The 21288-nt window shown below is 68.9% G+C and carries 22 protein-coding genes and 2 pseudogenes; 17 read left to right on the top strand and 7 right to left on the bottom strand.

The features are described from left to right. Positions 1-341 precede the first annotated feature (341 nt). From AB0M88_RS18750 to AB0M88_RS18705, 10 genes are all read left to right on the top strand, one after another. On the top strand, positions 342-689 hold the full coding sequence (locus tag AB0M88_RS18750; protein WP_364103229.1) for an RRQRL motif-containing zinc-binding protein: 348 nt from the start codon (positions 342-344) through the stop codon (positions 687-689). Continuing rightward, positions 686-1093 carry a hypothetical protein gene (locus AB0M88_RS18745; RefSeq protein WP_364103191.1) on the top strand — a complete coding sequence of 136 codons (408 nt, stop codon included), beginning with the start codon at positions 686-688 and terminating at the stop codon, positions 1091-1093. Before AB0M88_RS18750 ends, AB0M88_RS18745 begins: the two co-directional genes overlap by 4 nt. After that, positions 1090-1551: a Pycsar system effector family protein gene (locus AB0M88_RS18740; protein WP_364103188.1), complete on the top strand. Its 462-nt coding sequence runs from the start codon at positions 1090-1092 to the stop codon at positions 1549-1551. Before AB0M88_RS18745 ends, AB0M88_RS18740 begins: the two co-directional genes overlap by 4 nt. An 18-nt stretch (positions 1552-1569) precedes the next feature. Then, on the top strand, positions 1570-1824 hold the full coding sequence (locus AB0M88_RS18735) for a hypothetical protein (RefSeq protein ID WP_364103185.1): 255 nt from the start codon (positions 1570-1572) through the stop codon (positions 1822-1824). Beyond that, positions 1824-2720 (top strand): hypothetical protein, encoded by an 897-nt coding sequence (locus AB0M88_RS18730; RefSeq protein ID WP_364103182.1) that lies wholly within the window; start codon positions 1824-1826, stop codon positions 2718-2720. Before AB0M88_RS18735 ends, AB0M88_RS18730 begins: the two co-directional genes overlap by 1 nt. A 97-nt stretch (positions 2721-2817) precedes the next feature. Then, positions 2818-3126, top strand: coding sequence for a hypothetical protein (locus tag AB0M88_RS18725; protein ID WP_364103179.1), 309 nt, complete (start codon positions 2818-2820; stop codon positions 3124-3126). Between the two features lie 41 nt (positions 3127-3167). Then, positions 3168-4694: a replication initiator gene (locus tag AB0M88_RS18720; RefSeq protein ID WP_364103176.1), complete on the top strand. Its 1527-nt coding sequence runs from the start codon at positions 3168-3170 to the stop codon at positions 4692-4694. A 296-nt stretch (positions 4695-4990) separates the two neighbouring features. After that, positions 4991-5188, top strand: a complete 198-nt coding sequence (locus AB0M88_RS18715) for a helix-turn-helix domain-containing protein (protein ID WP_364103173.1) — start codon at positions 4991-4993, stop codon at positions 5186-5188. Further along, positions 5189-6439 (top strand): site-specific integrase, encoded by a 1251-nt coding sequence (locus AB0M88_RS18710; protein ID WP_364103170.1) that lies wholly within the window; start codon positions 5189-5191, stop codon positions 6437-6439. Positions 6440-6499: 60 nt separating this feature from the next. Next, positions 6500-7036 carry a GNAT family N-acetyltransferase gene (locus tag AB0M88_RS18705; RefSeq protein WP_364103167.1) on the top strand — a complete coding sequence of 179 codons (537 nt, stop codon included), beginning with the start codon at positions 6500-6502 and terminating at the stop codon, positions 7034-7036. A 13-nt stretch (positions 7037-7049) separates the two neighbouring features. On the opposite strand, the gene AB0M88_RS18700 is transcribed toward AB0M88_RS18705, so the two are convergent. After that, positions 7050-8801 (bottom strand): biotin carboxylase N-terminal domain-containing protein, encoded by a 1752-nt coding sequence (locus AB0M88_RS18700; protein ID WP_364103164.1) that lies wholly within the window; start codon positions 8799-8801, stop codon positions 7050-7052. Between the two features lie 22 nt (positions 8802-8823). On the opposite strand from AB0M88_RS18700, the gene AB0M88_RS18695 reads away from it, so the two are divergent. Genes AB0M88_RS18695 through AB0M88_RS18685 form a run of 3 tightly spaced genes read left to right on the top strand, consistent with a single transcriptional unit; the run spans position 8824 to position 11121 of the window. Next, positions 8824-9387 (top strand): PadR family transcriptional regulator, encoded by a 564-nt coding sequence (locus tag AB0M88_RS18695; RefSeq protein ID WP_364103161.1) that lies wholly within the window; start codon positions 8824-8826, stop codon positions 9385-9387. 41 nt (positions 9388-9428) lie between these two features. After that, the gene (locus AB0M88_RS18690; protein WP_364103158.1) at positions 9429-10361 is read left to right on the top strand and encodes an ATP-binding cassette domain-containing protein; all 933 of its coding nucleotides are present in this window, start codon (positions 9429-9431) and stop codon (positions 10359-10361) included. A 4-nt stretch (positions 10362-10365) separates the two neighbouring features. Next, entirely contained in the window at positions 10366-11121 is a 756-nt protein-coding gene (locus tag AB0M88_RS18685) for an ABC transporter permease (RefSeq protein WP_364103155.1), read from the top strand. Here the strand turns inward: AB0M88_RS18685 and AB0M88_RS18680 are convergent. The 5 genes from AB0M88_RS18680 to AB0M88_RS18660 all read right to left on the bottom strand — a co-directional run bounded on the left by AB0M88_RS18680 (position 11118) and on the right by AB0M88_RS18660 (position 15142). After that, complete coding sequence (locus tag AB0M88_RS18680) at positions 11118-11747, bottom strand: nucleoside triphosphate pyrophosphatase (RefSeq protein ID WP_364103152.1); 630 nt, start codon at positions 11745-11747, stop codon at positions 11118-11120. The two genes, AB0M88_RS18685 and AB0M88_RS18680, sit on opposite strands and share 4 nt — an antisense overlap. Positions 11748-11815: 68 nt before the next feature. Next, on the bottom strand, positions 11816-12934 hold the full coding sequence (locus AB0M88_RS18675) for a S8 family serine peptidase (RefSeq protein ID WP_364103149.1): 1119 nt from the start codon (positions 12932-12934) through the stop codon (positions 11816-11818). 2 nt (positions 12935-12936) lie between these two features. Further along, positions 12937-14334 carry a hypothetical protein gene (locus AB0M88_RS18670; RefSeq protein ID WP_364103146.1) on the bottom strand — a complete coding sequence of 466 codons (1398 nt, stop codon included), beginning with the start codon at positions 14332-14334 and terminating at the stop codon, positions 12937-12939. Positions 14335-14381: 47 nt separating this feature from the next. Beyond that, positions 14382-14792, bottom strand: a complete 411-nt coding sequence (locus AB0M88_RS18665) for a hypothetical protein (RefSeq protein WP_364103143.1) — start codon at positions 14790-14792, stop codon at positions 14382-14384. A 152-nt stretch (positions 14793-14944) separates the two neighbouring features. Further along, positions 14945-15142 (bottom strand): acyl-CoA carboxylase subunit epsilon, encoded by a 198-nt coding sequence (locus AB0M88_RS18660; protein ID WP_364103140.1) that lies wholly within the window; start codon positions 15140-15142, stop codon positions 14945-14947. Between the two features lie 102 nt (positions 15143-15244). Here AB0M88_RS18660 and AB0M88_RS18655 point away from each other — a divergent pair. The 4 genes and pseudogenes from AB0M88_RS18655 to AB0M88_RS18640 form a co-directional block, all read left to right on the top strand. Continuing rightward, a pseudogene (locus AB0M88_RS18655) lies at positions 15245-16441 on the top strand (serine/threonine-protein kinase); the annotation flags it as partial. Positions 16442-19083: 2642 nt separating this feature from the next. Beyond that, a complete protein-coding gene (locus AB0M88_RS18650; protein WP_364103137.1) occupies positions 19084-19299 on the top strand; it encodes a hypothetical protein in 216 nt (71 codons plus the stop codon). Positions 19300-19323: 24 nt separating this feature from the next. Beyond that, complete coding sequence (locus tag AB0M88_RS18645; protein ID WP_364103134.1) at positions 19324-20055, top strand: M50 family metallopeptidase; 732 nt, start codon at positions 19324-19326, stop codon at positions 20053-20055. Positions 20056-20103: 48 nt separating this feature from the next. Beyond that, a complete protein-coding gene (locus tag AB0M88_RS18640) occupies positions 20104-20769 on the top strand; it encodes a M50 family metallopeptidase (protein ID WP_364103132.1) in 666 nt (221 codons plus the stop codon). On the opposite strand, the pseudogene AB0M88_RS18635 reads toward AB0M88_RS18640, so the two are convergent. Continuing rightward, positions 20766-21227, bottom strand: a pseudogene (locus AB0M88_RS18635) (carboxyl transferase domain-containing protein); the annotation flags it as partial. The gene AB0M88_RS18640 and the pseudogene AB0M88_RS18635 overlap by 4 nt on opposite strands. Positions 21228-21288: the final 61 nt, after the last annotated feature.

Genomic DNA, 21288 nt, shown 5'->3' with positions numbered 1-21288 from the left:
CGCCCTGCACCCTGACCGATCAGGCCGCTGTCGACTACGCCGACACCATCACCGGCCTGTCCTCAGCCCTCAACGCCTACCGGCACCCCGAAGTCTTCGGTGAGGGCAAGCAGCGCACGAACAACAACAACGGCGTGTCCTGCGAGTGCGAGTGCCCCCGCAAAATCCGCCTCTCGATCACTGCCTTCGACGAAGGCCCGATCGTCTGCGCCACCTGCGAGTCCGCGTTCCTGCCCGAGGACATCGACCGCGACACCTACGCCTTCCCCACCTTCGGCCAACCGTGCACCCACGGCGACGACCAGGCCGACACTACGCCGGCCGATGAATCGGAGGACCCGATGGTGTTCTACGACCCCACCGGCGAGCGCTACGGCATCCCGACCTACCCGTTCAAGATGGCCCCGACCGGCCTCGCGACCCTGCGCCAGCTTCGCGCCGACGGACTACGCCCCGGCGGCCAAACCGTTGCCGCGCAACTGATGTGGCGCAAAGGCAAGCGTGTCGCCTACCTCTACCGCATCGACCTGGCCAAGCCCAAGCGCACCGCCACCCCGGCCCAGCGGGCCGCCATCGAACAGGCGCTTCTCGCCCGCCGCCACTGCCCGACCTGCGGCCGCATCCAGGACTACTACATCCCGCGCCGCACCGGCGCCTGCCTGGTCTGTGAACCCGGAGGTGCCCGATGAGCGTCCTTCACCAGCAACGCATCCGCATCGTCTCCACACTCGACGGCTCCCGCGACCGGTGGGCCGCCTACTGCCCCTGCTGCGTCCACGGCCAGAGCTTCACGACCTGGCACGCCGCCCTCGACTGGGCGGAAACACACCTGCTCGACGACCACTGCCGCTACTGCATCGACCAGCAGATGCCCGCCGGCCGCGACGACCTGATGGGCGAGCTGTTCGAACGCTGCCCCGTCTGCGCGCTGGCGTGCGAAGCCTGCGACGGCATCGCCGTCTACCCCGCCAACTACAACACCCCGACCGAACTGGTCGAAGACCTCGCCACCGTGCGACTCACGCCCGTCTTCTGCGACGGCTGCTACGGCGTCCTCGCCGTCATCCCACTCGATCCGGAGGTCCACGCATGACCACCAACGACAACCTGACCAAAGCCCTGACCGAGGTCGAGGCTCAGCTGAGCCGCGTCGACACCAAGGCATCCATGCTCCTCGCCGGAAGCCTGACCGCTGTCTCCCTCGGCATCGCCTTGACCGCGAAGGTCTCCCTCAACAGCGTCGCGACGGGCTCCGCCCTCGCCACCGTCTTCGGGCTGGCCTGCGCGGCCGCCCTGCTGATCACCGCCGTACGCCCCGCCCTGGGCGGCAACCACGGCTTCGTCCGATGGGCCGGCGCCTCGACGCCGACCGAACTCCTGGACGACCTGAACAAGACCGACCGCGAACTCGCGGGCTACCAGGCCCAACGCCTCCTCGGCCTCTCGCGCTCCGTGCAGCGCAAATACCGCCTCGTCCGGCTCGCCACCGACCTCATCCGCGCCGCTCTGGTCCTCGCCGTCCTCACGGCCCTGCTGGCCGTCACCCTCTGACCCGAAAGGACAACCACCATGCTTGAGAGCACCCCGACCGAAACCACCGCCGCGCCGGTCACCTACCGCTACCAATACTTCTACTCCTTCGTCGTGCAAAACGGCGCCAACCCGCAATTCCTCAACGGCGATATCACGTTCGGCGGCCCGATCACCTCGATGGCGATCGTCAACAACATCAGCGCCGCCCTGGCCCAGAACATGGGCGTCACCCCCGGGCAGCTTGTGCTGCTGAGCTACTCCCTGCTCCGCAAAATCCGCGTGGAGCCCTGATGCCTACCTCACAGTCCACAAAGGACCTTCAAAAACGAAGGCGTATCAACGCCGACAACGCTCAAACCTTCATCCTCGTCCTGATCGTGCTCTCGGTCGGTCTGATGGCCGGAGCCGCCTCCTTCCACCACGTCCACGACTGGACCCTCGACCACAGCCCCGCTCACACGCCCGGCTGGTTCGGCTGGGCCAACGCCGTCATCACCGAACTCATCCCGACCGCCTCGCTGATCGAGATCGGCCGTCGCCGTCGCAAAGACGCACACGCGAAGGTCGGCTACCCGATGTTCCTGCTCGTTGCCGCTGTCGGCATCTCCCTGACCGCGCAGCTCGCCATCGCTGAGGCGTCGCTGTTCGGCTGGATGGTCTCCGCCCTCCCGGCGCTGGCCTTCTTCGCCCTGTCCAAGCTCGTCTTCACCGTCACCGCCCACCGGCCCACCACCAACCCGGTCGCGGCCTCCGCGTCGGCCACCTCGCCCGCTACGCCTTCCGGCACCACGCAGGCAGAGGTCAGCCCGACCGCCGCACCCACGACCAGGGCCACACCCCGCAAACGGGCACCGGCCAAGAAGACAACCCCGAGCAAGAAGACACCCGCGAAGAAGACCACCCCGCCGGCCGCGCCGAAGACCGCCCCGGCCGCACCCGCGACCACCCCGGCCCCGGCACCGGCCGCGCTGTCAGAACCCGAGATTCCCGTCCAGCTACTCAGCAACGCCAGGGCCATCGCGGCCTCGCACCGCGACACCCACGACGAACCGATCAACCCCAACCAGCTCGCGGTCCGACTCCGCATCCCGACGGCCACCGCAACCGACATCCTGACCTACCTCGAGAACCACCCCGTCACACCCGCGACCACCCGGCCGCACAACGGCACCCCCGTCACCGCGTGACGACTTCGACGCTGCCTCTCACACCCACAACTTCGGTTGTGGGCGTGGGAGATGCCGCCGAAACTTCGACGGCTCAACCCGAGAAGGGAAATCCGCAATGACCGACCCGCAACCCGTCGACCCGAACACGAAGATGCTGCTGTTCTTCGAGGATCAGCTGCTGGCGCAGATGGAAGACCCCCTGGCCTACACCGGCCAGCTCCTCAACATCGTCGCCACCCTCGTCGCGGACGTCATGAGGAACCACTTCGACTGCAAGGGCTGCCCGATCTGCCCGGCACTCGACGACCTCGGCACCCTCGCCCAGGCCCACAACGGCCTCCAACTCGTCGACCCCCAGACACAACAAGGCCGCCCCTACCCGCTCTTGAAGGGCTTCACCCGCATCCACGGAGACCACGCCTAATGAGCAGCTCGACGCTGCCTCTCACACCCACAACAACTGTTGTGGGTGCGGGGGAGAACGCCGAAACCTGGCCCTGGGTCAACCCCCGCGCCAGCGCTCCCGCACACCCCGACACCCGCCTCGGCTTCGACCCCACCGAAGTCGCCACCGCCCGTAAGCGTGTCGGCCCCGGCTTCGACGACTGGCTCAGCCACATCTCGGCCGCCGCCGCCTGCACCCGGCCCATCCGCCTGTCCGGGCAGATCGACGTCAAAAACGCCGACGGCACGATCATGCACACCGTCGACACCGACACCATGCCTGACGGCGCCATCTACACCCCGTGCGGCAACCGCCGCGCCAGCGTCTGCCCGTCCTGCGCCGAGGTCTACCGCCGCGACACCTACCAGATCATCCGCGCCGGACTCGAAGGCAACCGCTACGGCCTGCCCCCACTCGGCCAGCACATCGCCGTGTTCCTCACCGCCACCGCACCCTCCTTCGGCCCCGTCCACCACCGCGTCGTCAAAACCCACGCCGCCGACTGCCGCACCAAGGCCGGCTGCACCTGCCGCGCCGCCATCTGCCGCCCGTTCGGCAAAACCTGCCCCCACGGCGTCGAGATCCGCTGCACCACCCGGCACAAGGCCGGCGACAGCAACCTCGGCACCCCGCTATGCCTCGACTGCTACGACCACGCCGGGCAAGTCGTCTGGAACCACGAGGCCCCTGAACTGTGGCGGCGCACCCTGCAAGAAGCCGACCGCGAACTCAGCCGCCTCGGCAAGCGCTACGGCGTCGACCTACGCCGCCGCTACGTCAAGGTCTACGAATTCCAAGTCCGCGGCGTCATCCACTACCACGCCGTCATCCGCCTCGACGGCTACCACCCCGACTGCCCGTCCGCGATCGTCCCGGCCGACCGGATCGTCACCCGCGACATGTTCGCCGCCGTCCTACGGCACGCGTTCACCGCCACCGCCTACACCAGCCGTCCCCACCCCGCCAACGGCGGCAAGGGCTGGGAGATCCGGTGGGGCGATCCCGACAAGGGACTCGACATCCGCCACATCAACGCCACCGGCGAAATCTCGGTCGAGCAGGTCACGGCCTACATTGCCAAATACGTCACCAAAAGCACCGAGGTCACCGGGCAGGTATTCCGCCGCGTCGACGACCTCACCGTCGAACTGCACGCCACCCCCGACACCCACCTCGGACGACTCATCCGCGCCTGCTGGGACCTCGGCACCGCCGACGGCTGGCACCGGCTCCGCCGTTACGCCCACCAATACGGCCACGGCGGCCACATCACCACCAAATCCCGAGGCTTCTCCGTCACCTACACGTTGAAGCGCTGGGAACGCACCATCTGGCGCCGCACCCAAGGCTTCCCCGAACTCTGGGACGACCAACAAGCCGAACTCGTCGTCTACCGCCTCGGCTACCACGCCACCGGCTGGATCACCACTGGAGACGCCCTACTCGCCAACTCCGCCGCCGACGCCGCCCGCCGACGCGCCCACGCCCGCGACTACGCCCCCGACGACGACCAGGGCGCCGTCATCACCCTCCCCGCCGCAGCCTGACACGTACGTGTCAAAACCGTTCCTTGAAAACTCCACAGTGCCTATAAAGGCGGCCCGCACCGCGTTGCCGCCGTGAAAGGAAAGCGTGTCATGACACCAAATCGGCGACCTCGGCCCCTGCTGTCCGTCCGACTCGTCGGACCGGCGCACATCGTTACCGCACAGAAGGCCTATCTCGTGTCCTACTACGCGACGGCATTCCGCGATCAGCAGACGATATGTCGCACCAGTACCCACCCCGCAAGGAATGACGGAGAAATCCGCGTCTACCTCACCATCACCGCCAAGGAGAACCCATGACTGAACCCGCCAACCCGGAGAAGCTCTGGGAGATTGAACAAGTTGCCGCCTACCTGGCTGTACCTGTCCAGACTCTCTACGCCTGGCGTAAACGCAATTACGGTCCGCCCGCTGGACGCGTTGGCCGCCACCTTCGCTATGACCCCGCCGATGTACGCGCCTGGTTCGCTCGGCAAACGCAGGAGGCAGCGTAGATGGGACATGTGGAAGACCGCTGGTTCCGTACCGTTGCGGGACCGGACGATAAGCCTGTAAGGGTAAAGACGCCGCTGTACGGTAAAGGGCTCCGGTACCGAGTGCGTTACCTGGGTCCTGGCGGGCGGGAACGGTCGAAGTCATTTCCTGACCGTCAGAAGAAGGCGGCAGACGACTACCTCACCGATATCGAGTCGAAGAGACTCCGGGGCTCCTTCGTCGATCCTGTCGCCGGAAGGATCACCTTCGCAGAGTACGCACAGCGGTGGATCGAACAGCAGACGTTCGACGAGCCGACGCGGGAAGTGACCGAGCGGCGACTGCGGCGGCACATCATTCCCAAGCTCGGCGATCTCGAACTAGCCTCCATGCGGCCGGAGCACATCCGCCAGTTCGACCGGAGCCTTCAAGTAGCAGGACTGTCGGACGCCTTCCGATCAATCGCATTCAGCAATGTGTCATCCATCCTCAACGCGGCGGTCGACGATGACCGTATAACCAAGAATCCCTGTAGGGCACGAAGCGCAAAACCGGCCAAGCTTCGATCCATCCGCGTCGTGCCCTGGGAAATCGAGCAAGTCGAAGCGCTGAGAAGCAATCTCCCTCGGCGTTACAAAATACTGATCGATTTAGGGGCCGGGTGCGGTATGCGGCAGGGAGAAATCCTCGGCCTCGCCGTCGATGACATCGACTTCGAAAAGCAAATCATCCGCGTGCGACGACAGATCAGGATCGTCCGCGCCAAGCTAGTCTTCGCGGAGCCCAAAGGCCGGAAGACTCGCGAGGTCCCTCTGCCCTCTTCGGTCGCTGAACGACTCCGCGAACACATCGCCGAATTCTCTCCCCGACCGATCGCCTTGCCGTGGGAAACGCCATCAGGTAAGCCCGGCGCAGCACATCTCGTCATTTTGGGGGTTCATGGCGGAGCCGTCAATCGAGGCGATCTCAACAAGAAGGTCTGGTGGCCGGCTGCGACCAGGTCAGGCATCCCGCAGGACCGGAAGAACGGCATGCACGCCCTGCGCCACTTCTACGCCTCCACCCTGCTCGACGCAGGGGAGTCGATCAAGGCTCTCGCGAGCTACCTGGGCCACGCCGACCCCGGCTTCACCCTTCGCACCTACACGCATCTGATGCCCAGCAGCGAGGAACGAACGCGTAAGGCGATCGACCAGGCATTCGGGCACCGACCGGCCTCACGGCCTGATGACGGCCTGGTCCCCACCGGCACGGGACAAGCCGCAGCGTAGCGGCATGATCGAACCAGTTGGTCCCGTACCGACGGCCCCCCTATGCGTATCGTGTGGCGCGTGCCCGCATTGACGCTTCCCACCGTGTCTGTCCAGGCTTCGTTCCTGGCCTTCGTCGATGAGTCGCTCGCCGCGGGCCCGCTCGATCCGACCGGCCCGATCTCCCGTGCGGTGGCGACCTACGGATCGTCGTGGCACGAGCCGGAGGCCTTCCAGCGGTACCTCGACAGCCTGCGGGCCGAGGAGCTCGAGGAGACGCCGCGACCGGACAACTTCGTGCCGACGACCTCCCTGTGGTGGATCGACGGCGACGCGTTCCTCGGGCGGCTGAGCATCCGGCACCGGCTGGCGCCCGGGCGGACCGGGCTGCGCAACGGGCACATCGGCTATGAGGTGCGGCCGTCGGCCCGGCGGCAGGGACACGCGACGGCGATGCTGGCCGCGGCGCTGCCGTGGGCCCGGCGGATCGGCCTGGAGTCGGTGCTGCTCACCTGCGACGACGACAACGCGGCGTCCCGCCGCACGATCGAGCACAACGGCGGCGTCCCGGACGAGCCGATCGAGGAGAAGCTGCGCTACTGGATCGCCTGCGCATAACGGCGGGGGCAGGTCAGTTGATTGAGCAGATCGGGGCGCCGGCCGAGACCGTTGCCCCGACCTCGACGTTCAGGTCGGAGATGACGCCCGCCTTGTGGGCCGGCAGCGGCTGCTCCATCTTCATCGCCTCGATCACCACGATCACGTCGCCCTCCTGGACCGAGTCGCCGTCCGAGACCGCGACCTTGACGATCGTGCCCTGCATCGGGGCGGTCAGGGACGCCGCGCTCCCGCCGCCGGTCGTAGCGGCGCCGCGCGTGGACCGGCGACCGGACGGGCGGGCGGCCGCCGCGGGCGCGGGACCGCCGGCCAGCAGCGAGGCGGGCAGGCTGACCTCGAGTCGCTTGCCGCCGACCTCGACCACGACCGTCTCCCGCGGCGACTCCGCGGTGTCGGCCGGCACCGGCTGGAACGGCGGGACGCCGCCCGACCACTCGGTCTCGATCCATCGTGTGTGGACCGAGAACGGCTCGCCGGTGAACGCCTCGTCGCGGACGACCGCGCGGTGGAACGGCAGCACGGTCGCGATGCCCTCGACGACCGTCTCGTCGAGCACCCGGCGGGAACGCTCGAGCGCCTCCTCGCGGGTCGAACCGGTGACGATGATCTTGGCGAGCAGGGAGTCGAAGTTGCCGCCGATCACGGTGCCCTGTTCGACGCCGGCGTCGACGCGTACGCCCGGACCGGAAGGCCATCGCAGGGCCGTCACCGAGCCGGGGGCCGGAAGGAAGTTCCGGCCCGGGTCTTCGCCGTTGAGGCGGAATTCGATCGCGTGGCCGCGGGGGACCGGGTCTTCGGTGATGTCGAGCGGAGCGCCCGACGCGATCTGGAACTGGGCCCGCACCAGATCCATGCCGGCGGTCTCCTCGCTGACCGGGTGTTCGACCTGCAGCCGGGTGTTGACCTCGAGGAACGAGATGGTGCCGTCCTGGCCGACCAGGTATTCGACCGTGCCGGCGCCGTGATAGCCGGCCTCGCGGCAGATCGCCTTGGCGCTGGAGTGGATCGACGCGCGCTGCTCGCCGGTGAGGAACGGCGCCGGAGCCTCTTCGACCAGCTTCTGGTGGCGGCGCTGCAGCGAGCAGTCCCGGGTGCCGACGACCACCACGTTGCCGTGCGTGTCGGCCAGCACCTGCGCCTCGACGTGCCGGGGACGGTCGAGGTAGCGCTCGACGAAGCACTCGCCCCGCCCGAAGGCCGCCACCGCCTCACGGGTCGCGCTCTCGAACAGCGCCGGGATCTCCTCGATCGTGCGCGCGACCTTGAGCCCGCGGCCGCCGCCACCGAACGCCGCCTTGATCGCGACCGGCAGGCCGTGCTGCTCGGCGAAGGCGATGATCTCGGTCGCGTCCCGCACCGGCTCGGCGGTGCCCGGCACCAGCGGGGCGCCTACGCGCTGGGCGATGTGCCGCGCGGTCACCTTGTCGCCCAGGTCGCGGATCGCCTGGGGGGTCGGGCCGATCCAGGTCAGCCCGGCGTCGAGGACGGCCTGGGCGAAATCGGCGTTTTCCGACAGGAAGCCGTAGCCCGGGTGGACCGCGTCGGCCCCGGCCCGGCCCGCGATGTCGATCAGCTTGTCGATGCGCAGGTAGGTGTCGGCGGCGGTCTCACCGCCCAGCGCGAAGGCCTCGTCGGCCAGCCGGACGTGGGGGGCGTCGCGGTCGCCGTCGGCATAGACGGCGACGCTGGTCAGCCCGGCGTCCTGGCAGGCCCGGATGACGCGGATGGCGATTTCGGCACGGTTGGCGATCAATACCTTGCGCACGACGTGAGCCTACGCTGAGACGGTGTCCGCTACTCGCATGATGATCCTCGGTGTGGTCCAGTGGCTGCAGCCGGTGCACGGCTATGACGTACGCCGCGAGCTGCTGAGCTGGAGCGCCGACAAGTGGGCCAACGTGCAGCCCGGCTCGATCTATCACGGTCTGCGCAAGCTCTCCGAGGAGGGCCTGTTGCGCGAGGTGGCCACCGAGCAGATCGGTGCCCGTCCGGCCCGCACCTCGTACGAGATCACGCCGAAGGGTGCGGCCGAGTTTCAGTCTCAGTTGCGTAACTACTGGTGGAATCTCGCGCCGGCGCCCGATCCGTTCATGGCCGCCTTCGCGTTCCTGGCCGCGTTGCCGCGCGACGAGGCGGCCGCTGCCCTGCGCAACCGGGCGATGCAGCTGGAAGCCGGGGTCAAGCAGCTGGAGGCGGCGCTGAGTGCGGACTGGCTCGACGACAAGCCGACCTATGTCGCCTGGATGTGGGAGTTGAGCATGGCTCGTTCCCAGGCCGAGATCGAGTGGTGTGCGCGGATCGCCACCCGCGTCGAGTCGGGCGAGCCCTACCTTCCGGGCAAGTCTGAATAATCAAGTTTGACTAAGGCGGCGGACGGTCGTAACGTGCCCGCATGATTGAGACTCGCGGACTTCGCAAGTCATTCAAAACACGCCAAGCGGTCGTCGACGCCGTTCGCGGGGTCGACCTCGACGTCGCAGCCGGCGAGATCTTCGGGTTCCTCGGCCCCAACGGGGCCGGCAAGACCACAACCCTGCGCATGCTGGCCACCCTCATCCCACCGGACGGCGGCACCGCCACCATCGCCGGCGCCGACCTGCTCGGCGACCCGGCCGAGGTGCGGCGCCGCATCGGGTACGTCGCCCAGGGCGGCAGCACGTGGGACGACAGCACCGCCCGCGAAGAGCTGATCCTCCAAGCCCGCTGCTACGACATCACCAAGGCCGACGCCACCGCGCGGGCCACCCGTCTCCTCGACAACTTCCAGCTCAGCGAGTTCGCCGACCGCAAATGCCGCACCTACTCCGGCGGCCAGCGGCGCCGGGTCGACATCGCGCTCGGCGTCATCCACTCACCCCAGGTCGTCTTCCTCGACGAACCGACCACCGGCCTCGACCCGCAGAGCCGCGCCCACATGTGGGACGAAGTGCGCCGCCTGCGCGACGAAGGCATGACGGTCTTCATCACCACGCACTACCTCGACGAGGCCGACGCCCTCTGCGACCGCATCTCCATCATGGATCACGGTGAGATCGTCGCCTCCGGCACACCGGCCGAACTCAAACGCGAGATCTCCGGCGACATCGTCCGGGTCGGCCTGCCGGTGGACGCGCTCAGCGCGGCGGCGGAGGCCCTCGGTTCCTACAAGCTCGAGACGTACGCCGAAGGCGTGCGCCTGTTCGTCGACGACGGAGCGGTCGCGATCCCGCAGATCCTCCGCCTGCTGGACGCCGCCGGGGTGCCGCTCGGCACCATCGAACTGCACCGGCCCAGCCTCGACGACGTCTTCCTCACCAAGACCGGCCGATCCCTGCGGGAGAGCTGACCCGATGAAACTTCTCCGCGACACCTCCCTGATCTTCAACCGGCAACTGGGGCTGCTCCTCCGCAACCCGGTCTGGATCTTCGTCGGGATCTTCCAGCCGGTCATGTACCTGCTGCTGTTCGCACCCCTGCTGAAGCCGGCCCTGCAGGTTCGCACCAACGCCGAGGCATACCAGATCTTCGTGCCCGGCCTGCTGGTACTCCTCGCCATCTTCGGCGGCCTGTTCCAGGGCTTCGGCCTGATCGCCGAACTCCGGGCCGGCGTCATCGAACGGGCCCGGGTCACCCCGATCAGCCGGCTCGCCCTCCTGCTCGGCCGCTCCCTGCGCGACACCGTCTCGCTGATCTCCCAGGCGGTCATCATCACGGTGCTCGCGCTGGCATTCGGGCTGCGGGTGTTCATCGGCAACCTGCTGCTCGCCTACCTGCTGCTGGCGCTGATCTCGATGATGACGTCGGCGATCAGCTACGGCGTCGCGCTGGTGCTGAAGAGCGAAGACGCGCTGGCCCCGGCGATGAACACGGTTTCGCAGCCGGTGCTGCTGCTCAGCGGCATCCTGCTGCCATTGACGTACGCGCCGGGCTGGCTCCAGGGCGTCGCGAACTGGAACCCGTTCTCATGGGCGGTGAAAGGCATCCGTGCGCTGTTCCAGGGTGACCTGGGCGCGCCCGCGGTCTGGCAGGGCCTGCTCATCATGGCGGCCCTGGCCATACTCGCGGTCGGCTGGGCGGCCCGCGAATTCGCCCGCAGCGTGCGCTAGCCGGCTTCCTCCGCCCGCCGCCACAACTGCGTGATCGAAATGTCCATCTCGCCGAGCAGAGTGCGCAGCAGCGGCAACGACAGCCCGATAACGTTCCCGGGGTCGCCTTCGATACGGTCGACGAAGGCGCCCCCGCGGCCGTCCAGCGTGAACGAACCGGCCACGTTGAGCGGCTCCCCGGTCGCCACGTAGGCCGCGATCTCCTCGTCGGTGATGTCGGCGAAATGCACCACGGTCGTGCCGACGCCCTCGGCCTGCTTGCCGGAGACCAGCCCGGTCAGATGGTGCCCGGTGTGCAGCACCCCGGAACGGCCGCGCATCATCATCCAACGCTTGACCGACTCCTCGGCATTCGCCGGCTTACCGAAGATCTCACCCTCGAACGCGAGCACCGAGTCACACCCGAGCACCAGCGCCCCCGGATCGGCGGCCAGGTCGGCGGCCACGGTGCGAGCCTTCATCCGCGCCAGGCCGAGCGACAGCGTATAGGCGTCCTCGGCCTCGACGACGGACTCGTCCACCCCGCTGACCATCACCTCGGCGTCGATCCCGGCCGCGGCCAGCAGCGCGCGACGGGCCGGGCTGGCCGAGGCCAGGATCAGGTGGTACGCGATGTCGTTCTGCACGCTTCAGAGGCTACAAGGGCAAAAGCCCCCCACGGGGCACACAATCCCCAGTTTCAACCCTATTTTCGCTACACCCGCCGCTGCCGCCGCACGGCAACGAACCCGACCAACCCCGCAACGAGCAACACCACAACCACGACGCCAACGATCAGCGGCGCACTGCCACCCTTCTTCTCGGCGCTCGGTGGAGCGGCCACGTCGGTGCTGGCAGCCGGCGCCGGAGCCACCGTGCTCGCACTCGGCGACGCGGAGGAACTCCCGCTGAGCGGCGGCACGTCGGCCGTGAGCGCCTTGACGATGTTCAATTCGCCGAAGCCACAGTTGTCATCACGTCCAGGCGTCCCGTTGTCATCGGCTGTGGCCGTGATCCGGTGAATGATCTCGTCGGCTGACAGCTGCGGAAACTTCGCCCGCACGAGCGCCGCCGCCCCCGACACGATCGCCGCCGAGTCGGAGGTCCCATCTGCCTCGGTGTATTTGTTTCGAAGCCCGGTGGTGATGATGTCCACCCCCGGTGCACAGATTTGCAAGGTCGGACCGTGGGTCGAGTCCGCCCAGTGCTTGCCGTTCTTGTCGGTGGCACCGACACCGAGAGCGCCGCTGGCGGCCGCCGGGTATCCCACCAGCGTGTCGCCGTCGTTTCCCGAGGCGCCAACGACAACGACACCGGCCGCATTGGCATCCTTGACCGCTTTGAGCAGCTTGATCGAGGGAGCGGCTTTGAGGGAGGCGTTGATTACCTGAGCCTTGTGCGCCACGGCATAGTCGATTGCCTCGGCGATGATGTCGCTGTCGAAATTGTCTCGGTTGCCGCCCTTGAGTGGCAGGATCTTTGCGGACGGGGCGATGCCCAAAATTCCGGTGCTTCCTCGGCCCCGCCCCGCGATGAGGCCCGCCATATTGGTTCCGTGGCCCTCGGTGTCGGTCCGGCCGTCGGGCTTGGCGATGGCGAAGTTGTAACCCGCCAGCAGATTGCCCTTGAGATCCTGGTGTGGGGCAACGCCACTGTCGATGACGGCGACAGTGACTCCGGATCCTGTGCTGATGGCATGCGCTTCGGAGACTTTCAAGGCCTTCAGATACCACTGCTGGTCCCGAATGCCGTCGGCCATGGCCCGGCCGGAGGGGATGACGACGGCGGCTGCCAAAACGAGCGCTCCGGCAGCCGCGTGCAGAGCACGGCGCATGATCAACCGAGTCCGATCGCCGGTCCCGGATCGATCCGCTGCTCGACCGGCGGTAGTACCACCGGGTCAACGCCCTCGCCGGTCGCCCACGGGTTGTCCGGATCCCAGGTGGCATCCTCGGCTTGGCCGCGTCGGCCAGACCGCCGTCCACCGAGCTGACCGTAAGGCTGCTGACCGCCGGCGGAGCTCAAACCACCATGCCCGGCCGCGACGCTGCCTCCGCGAGCGCCGGCGGCGACACCCCGGCCGCCGCCCATCATGCCCGGACCGGCTGTCGGCTCGCCGATGACACCTCCGACCGGATTCACGCGTTGCGGCCCGAAGCGGCCCGCATTCGGCTCACCTAGGCCGACTCCGGGAGCCCTGCCGATGATGCCGCCGGGCGGCATCGCCCTCAGCCCGCCCTCTGGCGCGCCTCCGAAAGGCTTGAACCCGCCTTCGCCCCTCGGAAAGTTGCCGCCCGTCGGCAGGGAACCGTTCGGAAGGATCGGGCCGGTCCCCGGCGGCATGATTCCGGGGTTGATGGTCGGGCCGCCACCTCCCGGCAGCGTGGTGACCGGATTGGGGTTAGGCGTGAACGTGGGCGGCGGAGGCGTGTTGGTTCCGCCGAGCACGAGCCCAGGGTTTCCGCCACCGCTGCTCGGGAACGGCGAGCCGGTGGTCGGCAGCGTGTTGCTCGACGCGGTGGGGAAGGGGGCCGACCCGTGCGTCGACGAGAAGGAACTCCCGCTGGTCGAGCCGCCCCCGCCACCGCCTGAAGAGGTAGTGGGAACGATGGGCGGGAGAGTGGCCGGGCCGCCGGCACCCGCCCCGTTCTGGTGGGGATCCTTCTCGCTGCCGAAATCGGGCGTGTAAGGCGCGGGCCGGACGACCTGGAGCTGAGCCTGGGCCAGGTCGGAACTCACGCCGGACATCAACGTGATCGCCTTTTGCCGCAGTGCCTCCTGCTGATCCGCGGTCACGGGTGGCGGCTCATCGCCGCTCGGGCTCGGGCTCGGCGTCGGCTTGCCGGTCTGGATCTGGGCTTTCTTCTGCGCTTGCTGCTGGTTGAAGGCGAGCAGCGTCTTGTTGTTCGAATCCCACTGGTTGTAAAGCTTGCCCATCTCGGTCTTGGCCAGACTGAGAGAAAGGCTCGCGGAACTCAGCGCGTCGTGGTTGGCGAGCGCGGCGTCCTGCGTCTCCTGCAGATGACCGATGAGCGTATTCAGCCGATCGATGTAGGCCTTCGAGGCGCTGCTCTTCTCCGGGGGCCAAGCTGCTGCGAGCGAGTCACGGTAGAGCGTCACCTGCGCCATGTGGTCGGCGACCAGCTCATAGGACTTCTGCCAGCCGTCCACGATCTGGTAGTGCGCGTCGATGTCGGGGCTCTGGGCAAGCTGCTGGATCTGCTCCATGCTCATGCCCCACCAGTTGGTGCCCCCGCCGCCTCCTCCGGCTCCTTCCAACATCAGTCGTTCCCCTCCTGGCTGACCGATCGGAAGGCCTGATCGACGTCGGCGACCTTCGCGTGCGAGAACGCGTCCGATCCGCGGTAGTCCGCGCTGACCTTTTTGGCCGCGTCGGCGGCCTGCAGGGTGCCGTTGCCGAACTGAAAGACGTTCTTCTGGGAGACGTTCTGAGCGTCGTTGTGCACGATCAGGAACGACGACAGCTCTTCAAATGCGGCGGGCGGGTTTGGGAGCACGGTCAGCATCAGCTGCTGCACGACGGGCACATGCGTCTGGTAGTTCTTGGTGACGTCGCCTCGGAGCTGGGTCGCGAACTGCTCCATCGCCGTGATGTCGGACTCGATCTGGCCGAAGTCGGTAAAACCGTAATTCTGCATCCAGGCGGGCCCGCGGTCCTCCTCGGAAAGCATGCTTCCTCCCCCGACGGAACTACTTGAAGATCACTCACCGAAACATTCACGTTGAGCTCTCGTAGAGTAGTCGCTCCCCGCCAGCCGCGGGGACCTCGGTCGGCGGCGGTGGACGGTCGCAACCCGACCGATATCGATCGAGGTCAGATGATCTATCGTGGCAGGCCGGAGGAGCGCCAGGAGGCGGGGCCGATCGACGGACGTGCGGATCGGGCCCAGGCGGAGGTGGCGGGCCGGGCCGGGCGAGCATCGACGGCTGCGGATCGTGCCGCGATGATCGTGACGAGTGCGGCCAGCTCAAGATCGGTGGGCGTGCCGCGCACGACGTTGACCAGCGGTTCCTCATCCATCGACCGAGCGTACGACAAAGGCCCGGAGGTTCCGGTGACACGCGTCCCACACTCGGCTGATCAATTAGCTGCCGCTCGACAGGACCGGGTATTTTCTGCGTGATGTCTTCTTCTCCCCCGCTTATTGTCGCTGACCGTTACCGGCTCGTCGCGCCGCTCGGTCAGGGCGGGATGGGTCGCGTCTGGCGGGCGACCGACGTCGTGCTCCACCGCGACGTGGCCATCAAGGAACTCGTCCCGCCGCCCGGTCTGACGCCGGGGGAGCGCCAGGAGATGCGCGAGCGGTCGCTGCGCGAGGCGCGCGCGATCGCCCGGCTCAACAACGTCAACGTGGTCCGCGTCTTCGACGTGCTGCGCACCGACGCCGACCCGTGGATCGTCATGGAATACGTCGCGTCCCGTTCGCTGCACGACACGCTGGCCAGCGACGGCCCGTTCAACGCGGTCCGCGCGGCCGAGATCGGGCTGGGCGTGCTCAACGCGCTGCGCGCCGCTCATCGCGCCGGTGTGGTGCACCGCGACGTCAAACCGGGCAACGTTCTGATCGGTGCCGACGGCCGCGTCGTGCTCACCGACTTCGGCCTGGCCACCGTCCCCGGCGACCCCAACGTCACCCGAACGGGTCTGGTGCTGGGCTCCCCGGCGTACATCGCTCCGGAGCGTGCCCGCGACGGCACAGCCGGACCGGCCGCCGATCTTTGGTCTCTGGGCGCCACTCTCTATGCCGCGGTCGAGGGTGCCTCGCCGTTCGCCCGTCCGTCGGCGATCGCGACGCTGGCCGCCCTGGCGACCGAAAACCCGCCTCAGTCGCGCAATGCGGGCCCGCTCAAGCCGGTGCTCAACGGCCTGCTCCGCAAGGACCCGACCCACCGCATCAACGCGGAGGAGGCCGAACGCCTGCTGCTGCGGGCGACCGGCCGCCGGTCCAAGCTGAGCTTCCCGATGAGCCCGACGATGCGCCGGCCGGGCCTGGGCCGTGCGCTTCCGCCGACCGGGGCGATGCCGGTGGTGCCCGGTCCGCGTCCGCCGGTCGCGCCTTCACGTTCCGCCAATCCGCCAGGTCAGGCGCCAGCTTCGGGGGGCCGCCCGGCGGCCGGCGACGGCCGGCCGCCGGTTTTTGTGCCCGGCAAGGCATCGGTCGGCCGCACTCCCGACAAACCCGCCCGGCCCGATGGGCCCAGGGCCGACGCTTCGCGTCTGGAACCGACCAGGGTCGATGGGCCGCCGGTCCGGGACGACCAACCCCCTTTCGGTACGCGGCAAGCCCCGCCCCCACCCGCAACCCCGCCGTCCCGGCCGGCCCGGTCGCGTCCGAGCGACGTGGATCCGTCCCTGGCCCGCACCGTCCGGGGTGGTCCGGGCGGTTTCACGGCGGCCGACGTGGCCGCCGCCCGGCGTAAGAAGGCCGCCCCCGAACACGAGAAGTCGCTGGCCGACGCGATGGGCCACCCGGCCGACGCGACCACCGTCGTCCCGCCGCCGGGTCGCGACAGGCCCGCCGACGCGACGACGGTCGTCCCGCCGCCGATCGACGGGCGGGCCGACGCCACCACCGTGATGCCGCCGTCCGGCCGGGGAGCCGCCGAGCAGGTTGACGCCACCACGGTCGTCCCGCCTACGGGCAACAAGCGCGGTTCCCTGCCGGCCGACGCGACCACTGTCGTACCGCCGCCGGCCCGGCCGGGTTCCGGCCGCAAGCCCGCCGTCACCGCCCCGTCAGCCGACGCCACCACGGTGGTTCCGGCCCCGGCGAAGGCCGCCCCGGCCGACGCGACCACGGTCGTCTCGCCGGCCGCCGGTCCGGCGGGTGCGGCGCCCCCGGCCGAGCCGACCACGGTCGTGAAGCACCCGGCCGTGACGCCGCCCGCCGACGCCACCACGGTCGTCCCGTCGTCGTCCCGTCCGGGCCGGAAGTCCGCGGCCGGGTCGACGCCCGGCGCCGAGTCCCGGACCGGTGGGCCCGGCCGAGACGAGGCCGGCGCCGGCCAGTCCGGTGAGGCCGAGGTCGGTGCCGGCCGAGCCGCCGAGACCGAGGCCCGGGCCGGGAGAGCCGGTGAGGCCACTGGCGTCAGCGACCGGGCTGGCGAGGCCGAGGTCGGTGCCGACCGGGCTGATGAGGCCGGCCTTGGTGCCGACCGGGCTGATGAGGCCGAGCGTGGCGCCGACCGGGCTGATGAGGCCGAGCGTGGCGCCGACAGGGCTGATGAGGCCGGCGCTGGCCGGGTCGGCGAGGCCGCGGTCCCCGCTGATGGGGACGGCGAGGCTGCGCCTGGCGTCGACGGCGCTGATGAGGCTGGCGCCCGCGCCGGCGAGGACGGCCGGGCTGCGCCCGGCGCCGACCGGGCTAGCGAGGCCGCCGTCCGCGCTGGCGGGGCCGATGTCCGCGCTGGCGGGGCTGGTGGGGCCGATGTCCGCGCTGGCCAGGCTGGTGGGGCCGATGTCCGCGCTGGTGGGGCCGATGTCCGCGCTGGACAGGCTGATGAGGTCGCCGTGCGCGCTGGCGGGGCTGATCAGGCTGACGGCGGGGCTGGTGAGACCGACGACCGAGCGGGCACGGCTGGTGAGGCCGAGTTTGCCGCCGGCCGGGCCGATCACCCCGACGTCGATGCCGGTAAGGCCGAGAAGGCCACGGTTGGCGCAGGTGGGACGGCGGAGGCCGAAACTGAAGCTGACGGGACCGGGAAGGCTGAGTCCGACGCCGATGAGGCCCCGAAGCGTAAGCAATCCACGCGCACAGGGGTCGAGGCCGACGCGGTAGGAGCCTCGGCCGGAGAGGCGGGTCCGTCGGCCGCCGCGGCCGAGACGCTCGAATCGGAGGCCGCCGAGTCCGCGGATTCCGAGCAGACGACGAAGCGTGAGACGGAGGCCGGCGACGCGGTCCTTCCACTGGCCCGCGACCACGAATCGATGACCTCCGAAGGGGCCGGCGAGGGCGCTGCTCGTCCTCCGGCCCGCGACCGCAGATCGGCGGTGTCCGAAGCCGGCGGCCCGGTCCCCGCCCAGGTCACGGTCGACGAGGAACTCGCGCAGGCCGCCCGCAAGCGCCGGTCGCCGGCGCTCGAGGCCGAGGCGTCCGAGGTGCCGGCTGACATCGGCCCGTTCAGCCCGGCTCCGCGTCCGGCCTGGAATCCGATGCAGGCCAGCCCGACCTTCCGCAAGACCGCCGGCATCACCATTTTGGGCACCCGGCTGACCTACCGCCAGGCCGCCATCGGTGCCGCCGCGCTGCTGGTCATCCTGGTGCTGCTGATCGTGCTCGCGGTCAAGGCGTTCGGCGGCGGCGGTGGCAAGCCGACCGCCTCGTCGCCGACCACCGGGGCGACCGGCGGGGCGGTTCAGAACGGTGCGGCCGGCCCGTCCGCCGCCGTCAAGACGCCGAGTGGCCAGCCGAGCGCGGCCGTCTCGTCCGCGCCGCCGAGTGGTGCCGCCCTGACGCTGCCCGCCGGCTGGAAGTGGTACAGCCGGGCGTCGCAGGGCAGCTGGCCCGGCTTCACGCTCCCGATCCCGCAGAACGCGATCGTCGACCCTCAGGGCAGCCAGGTCTATATCCGGTGGAACAACCGGCTGCTCCTGGTGGACCGGACGAACAGCCCGGCCGCCGATCCGGTGAAGGACTGGAAGGACCAGGAAGGCAACCAGTCCCACGACGGCTATCACAAGATCAAGATTGTCCCGGTGAGCTGCCCGTTCAAGGCGTGCGCCGACTGGGAGTTCACGTACGTCTCCGGCAACGACAACGAGCAGCACGCCGACAAGCGCAACATCGTGGTCAGCGGCTCGGCGGCGTACTCGTTGAACTGGTATACGACCCCGGAGGACTGGGCGGCCGCGCAGACCGACCTGCAGACCATCTACCAGGGGTTCCAGCCCAAGCCGTGACCCCCATGCGTGAGACCCGGGTGAATGGGTAATTCATTCGGCACCACGGATGGAGGTGCGACATGAGCTGCCGACAGTACGGCAGTAAGCCCACGATCGCGTTCTGGATGCTGATCGCGATCGGCGACTCGGCGATGCTGCTCGCCGCGGCCGGTCCGGCCGTCATGATCTCGATTCTCGCCGCGCTCGCCCTGGTCGCCGGTGGCTTCGTGGCCGCCCGCGCGCTGACCCGGCGTAGCGTTTCCGCTACCCGCACGGTGGTCCGACGTCGCGCTTAGGGTGATCGGCTACAGTCGCGGGCTGTGATCGACGGTGTGACAGACCTCTGGGACAAACTGCTCGGTGCTCAGCCGGATCCGCCCGGCCTGCTCGTGCTGCTCACTGCGCTGGCCGGCCTGTTGGCGGTGGCGTTCCGTCCGGTGTGGCGGGTCGCCCGCAACGCGGTGACGATCGCCCACGAGGGCGGCCACGCGCTGATCGCGCTGCTCACCGGCCGCCGGTTGCGGGGCATCCGGCTGGAGTTCGACACCTCCGGGCTCACGCTGTCGGCCGGTCGCCCGTCCGGGCCGGGCATGATGTTCACCCTGCTCGGGGGCTATATCGCCCCGTCGCTGGTCGGCGTGCTCGGCGCCTGGCTGCTCGGCGGTAACCGGATCACGCTGCTGCTCTGGCTGACCGTGGTCCTGCTGCTGCTCATGCTGATCAACATCCGCAACCTGTTCGGCGTGCTGTCGCTCTTGGTCACCGGCGCGATCGTGTTCGTCGTGTCGTGGTACGCCTCGGCGCAGGTGCAGGCCGTCTTCGCGTACGCCGGGGTCTGGTTCCTGCTCTTCGGCGGCGTGCGCCCGGTGTTCGAGCTGCAGAGCCTCCGCAGCCGGGGCCGGATGCCGGAGTCGGACGCCGACCAGCTCGCCCACGTCACCCACGTGCCGGCCCTCTTGTGGGTGACTGTCTTCCTCGGGGTCGACCTGGCCGCCCTGGTCGTCGGCGCGTTCCTGCTCGCCGGCCAGTGGCTACCGAGCGCGACGACCTAGACCCATCGGCCGATACGTTCCGGGTAGTCCTTTGATTACCTTGCGGACATGGCCGATCCGGGAATGGCCTGGACCACGGGCATCGTCGCTTTCGTGGCTGCCGGGCCGCTGTGGAGATATACCTCGCATGCCATTACGATCGCCCACGAGGGCGGTCATGCCATGTTCGGGTCGCTGACCGGTCTCGTGGTCAAGCAGGTCAGGGTGAACCGGGACGGCGGCGGCTCCACCGGCTACAGCAAGAAGGTCAGTGATTTCGGCCTGATTCAGACGCTGGCCGCCGGATTGGCCGGCTATCTCGGTCCGTCGATGTTCGGCCTCGCCGGTGCCTGGATGCTGGTGCACGGCTTCGCACCGCGCGCGATCCTGCTGATGACGCTCGTGCTGATAGCGATGATGCTCTTCATGGTGCGCAACGCGTTCGGTTTCCTCGCGGTGCCGCTGACCGGGGCGCTGATCTGGGTCGTGGCGATGCGGTCGACCGAGCAGGTGCAGCTGGTCTTCGCCCACATCTGGGTGTGGTTCCTCCTGATCGGGGGGAGCCGGAAGATCCCCGACCTGTACTTCGGCTGGCAGGAGGGCGGTGAGCCGGACACCGGGGCCCTGTCCAAGAAGACCGGGCTCTCCAGCGCCTTCTTCGTGGCCCTCTTCTGGGCCGGCTCACTCGCCGCCCTGATCTACGGCGGCGTCCTGCTGCTGCGCCACGACGCCTAGAGCGGAATGTTGCCGTGCTTCTTCGGCGGCAGCGTTTCCCGCTTGGTCCGGAGCGTTCGCAACGCCCGGGTCACCTGAACCCGCGTCTGCGACGGCTGGATCACCGCGTCCACATAGCCCCGCTCGGCCGCGATGTAGGGATTGGCCAGGGCGTCCTCGTACTCCTGGATGAGGGAGGCCCGCCGGGCCGCCGGATCGTCGGCCGAAGTCAGTTCGCCCCGGTAGAGGATGTTGACCGCGCCCTGCGCCCCCATCACCGCGATCTGCGCCGTCGGCCAGGCGAAGTTCATGTCGGCTCCGAGATGCTTGGACCCCATCACGTCGTACGCCCCGCCGTACGCCTTGCGCGTGATGACCGTGACCTTGGGGACCGTGGCCTCGGCGTACGCGTAGATGAGCTTGGCCCCTCGCCGGATGATGCCGTCCCACTCCTGAGACGTGCCCGGCAGAAAGCCGGGCCCGGCCGCCGAAGGGTACACCGCGAAGTATTATGCGAGGCACGGGGGCCCCACACGGGGC

This window comes from Actinoplanes sp. NPDC051411, assembly GCF_040682075.1.
In the GTDB taxonomy this organism is placed as follows: domain Bacteria; phylum Actinomycetota; class Actinomycetes; order Mycobacteriales; family Micromonosporaceae; genus Actinoplanes.
Note: the sequence above shows the minus strand (reverse complement) of the source record. Positions and strands in the feature narration are given on the sequence as shown.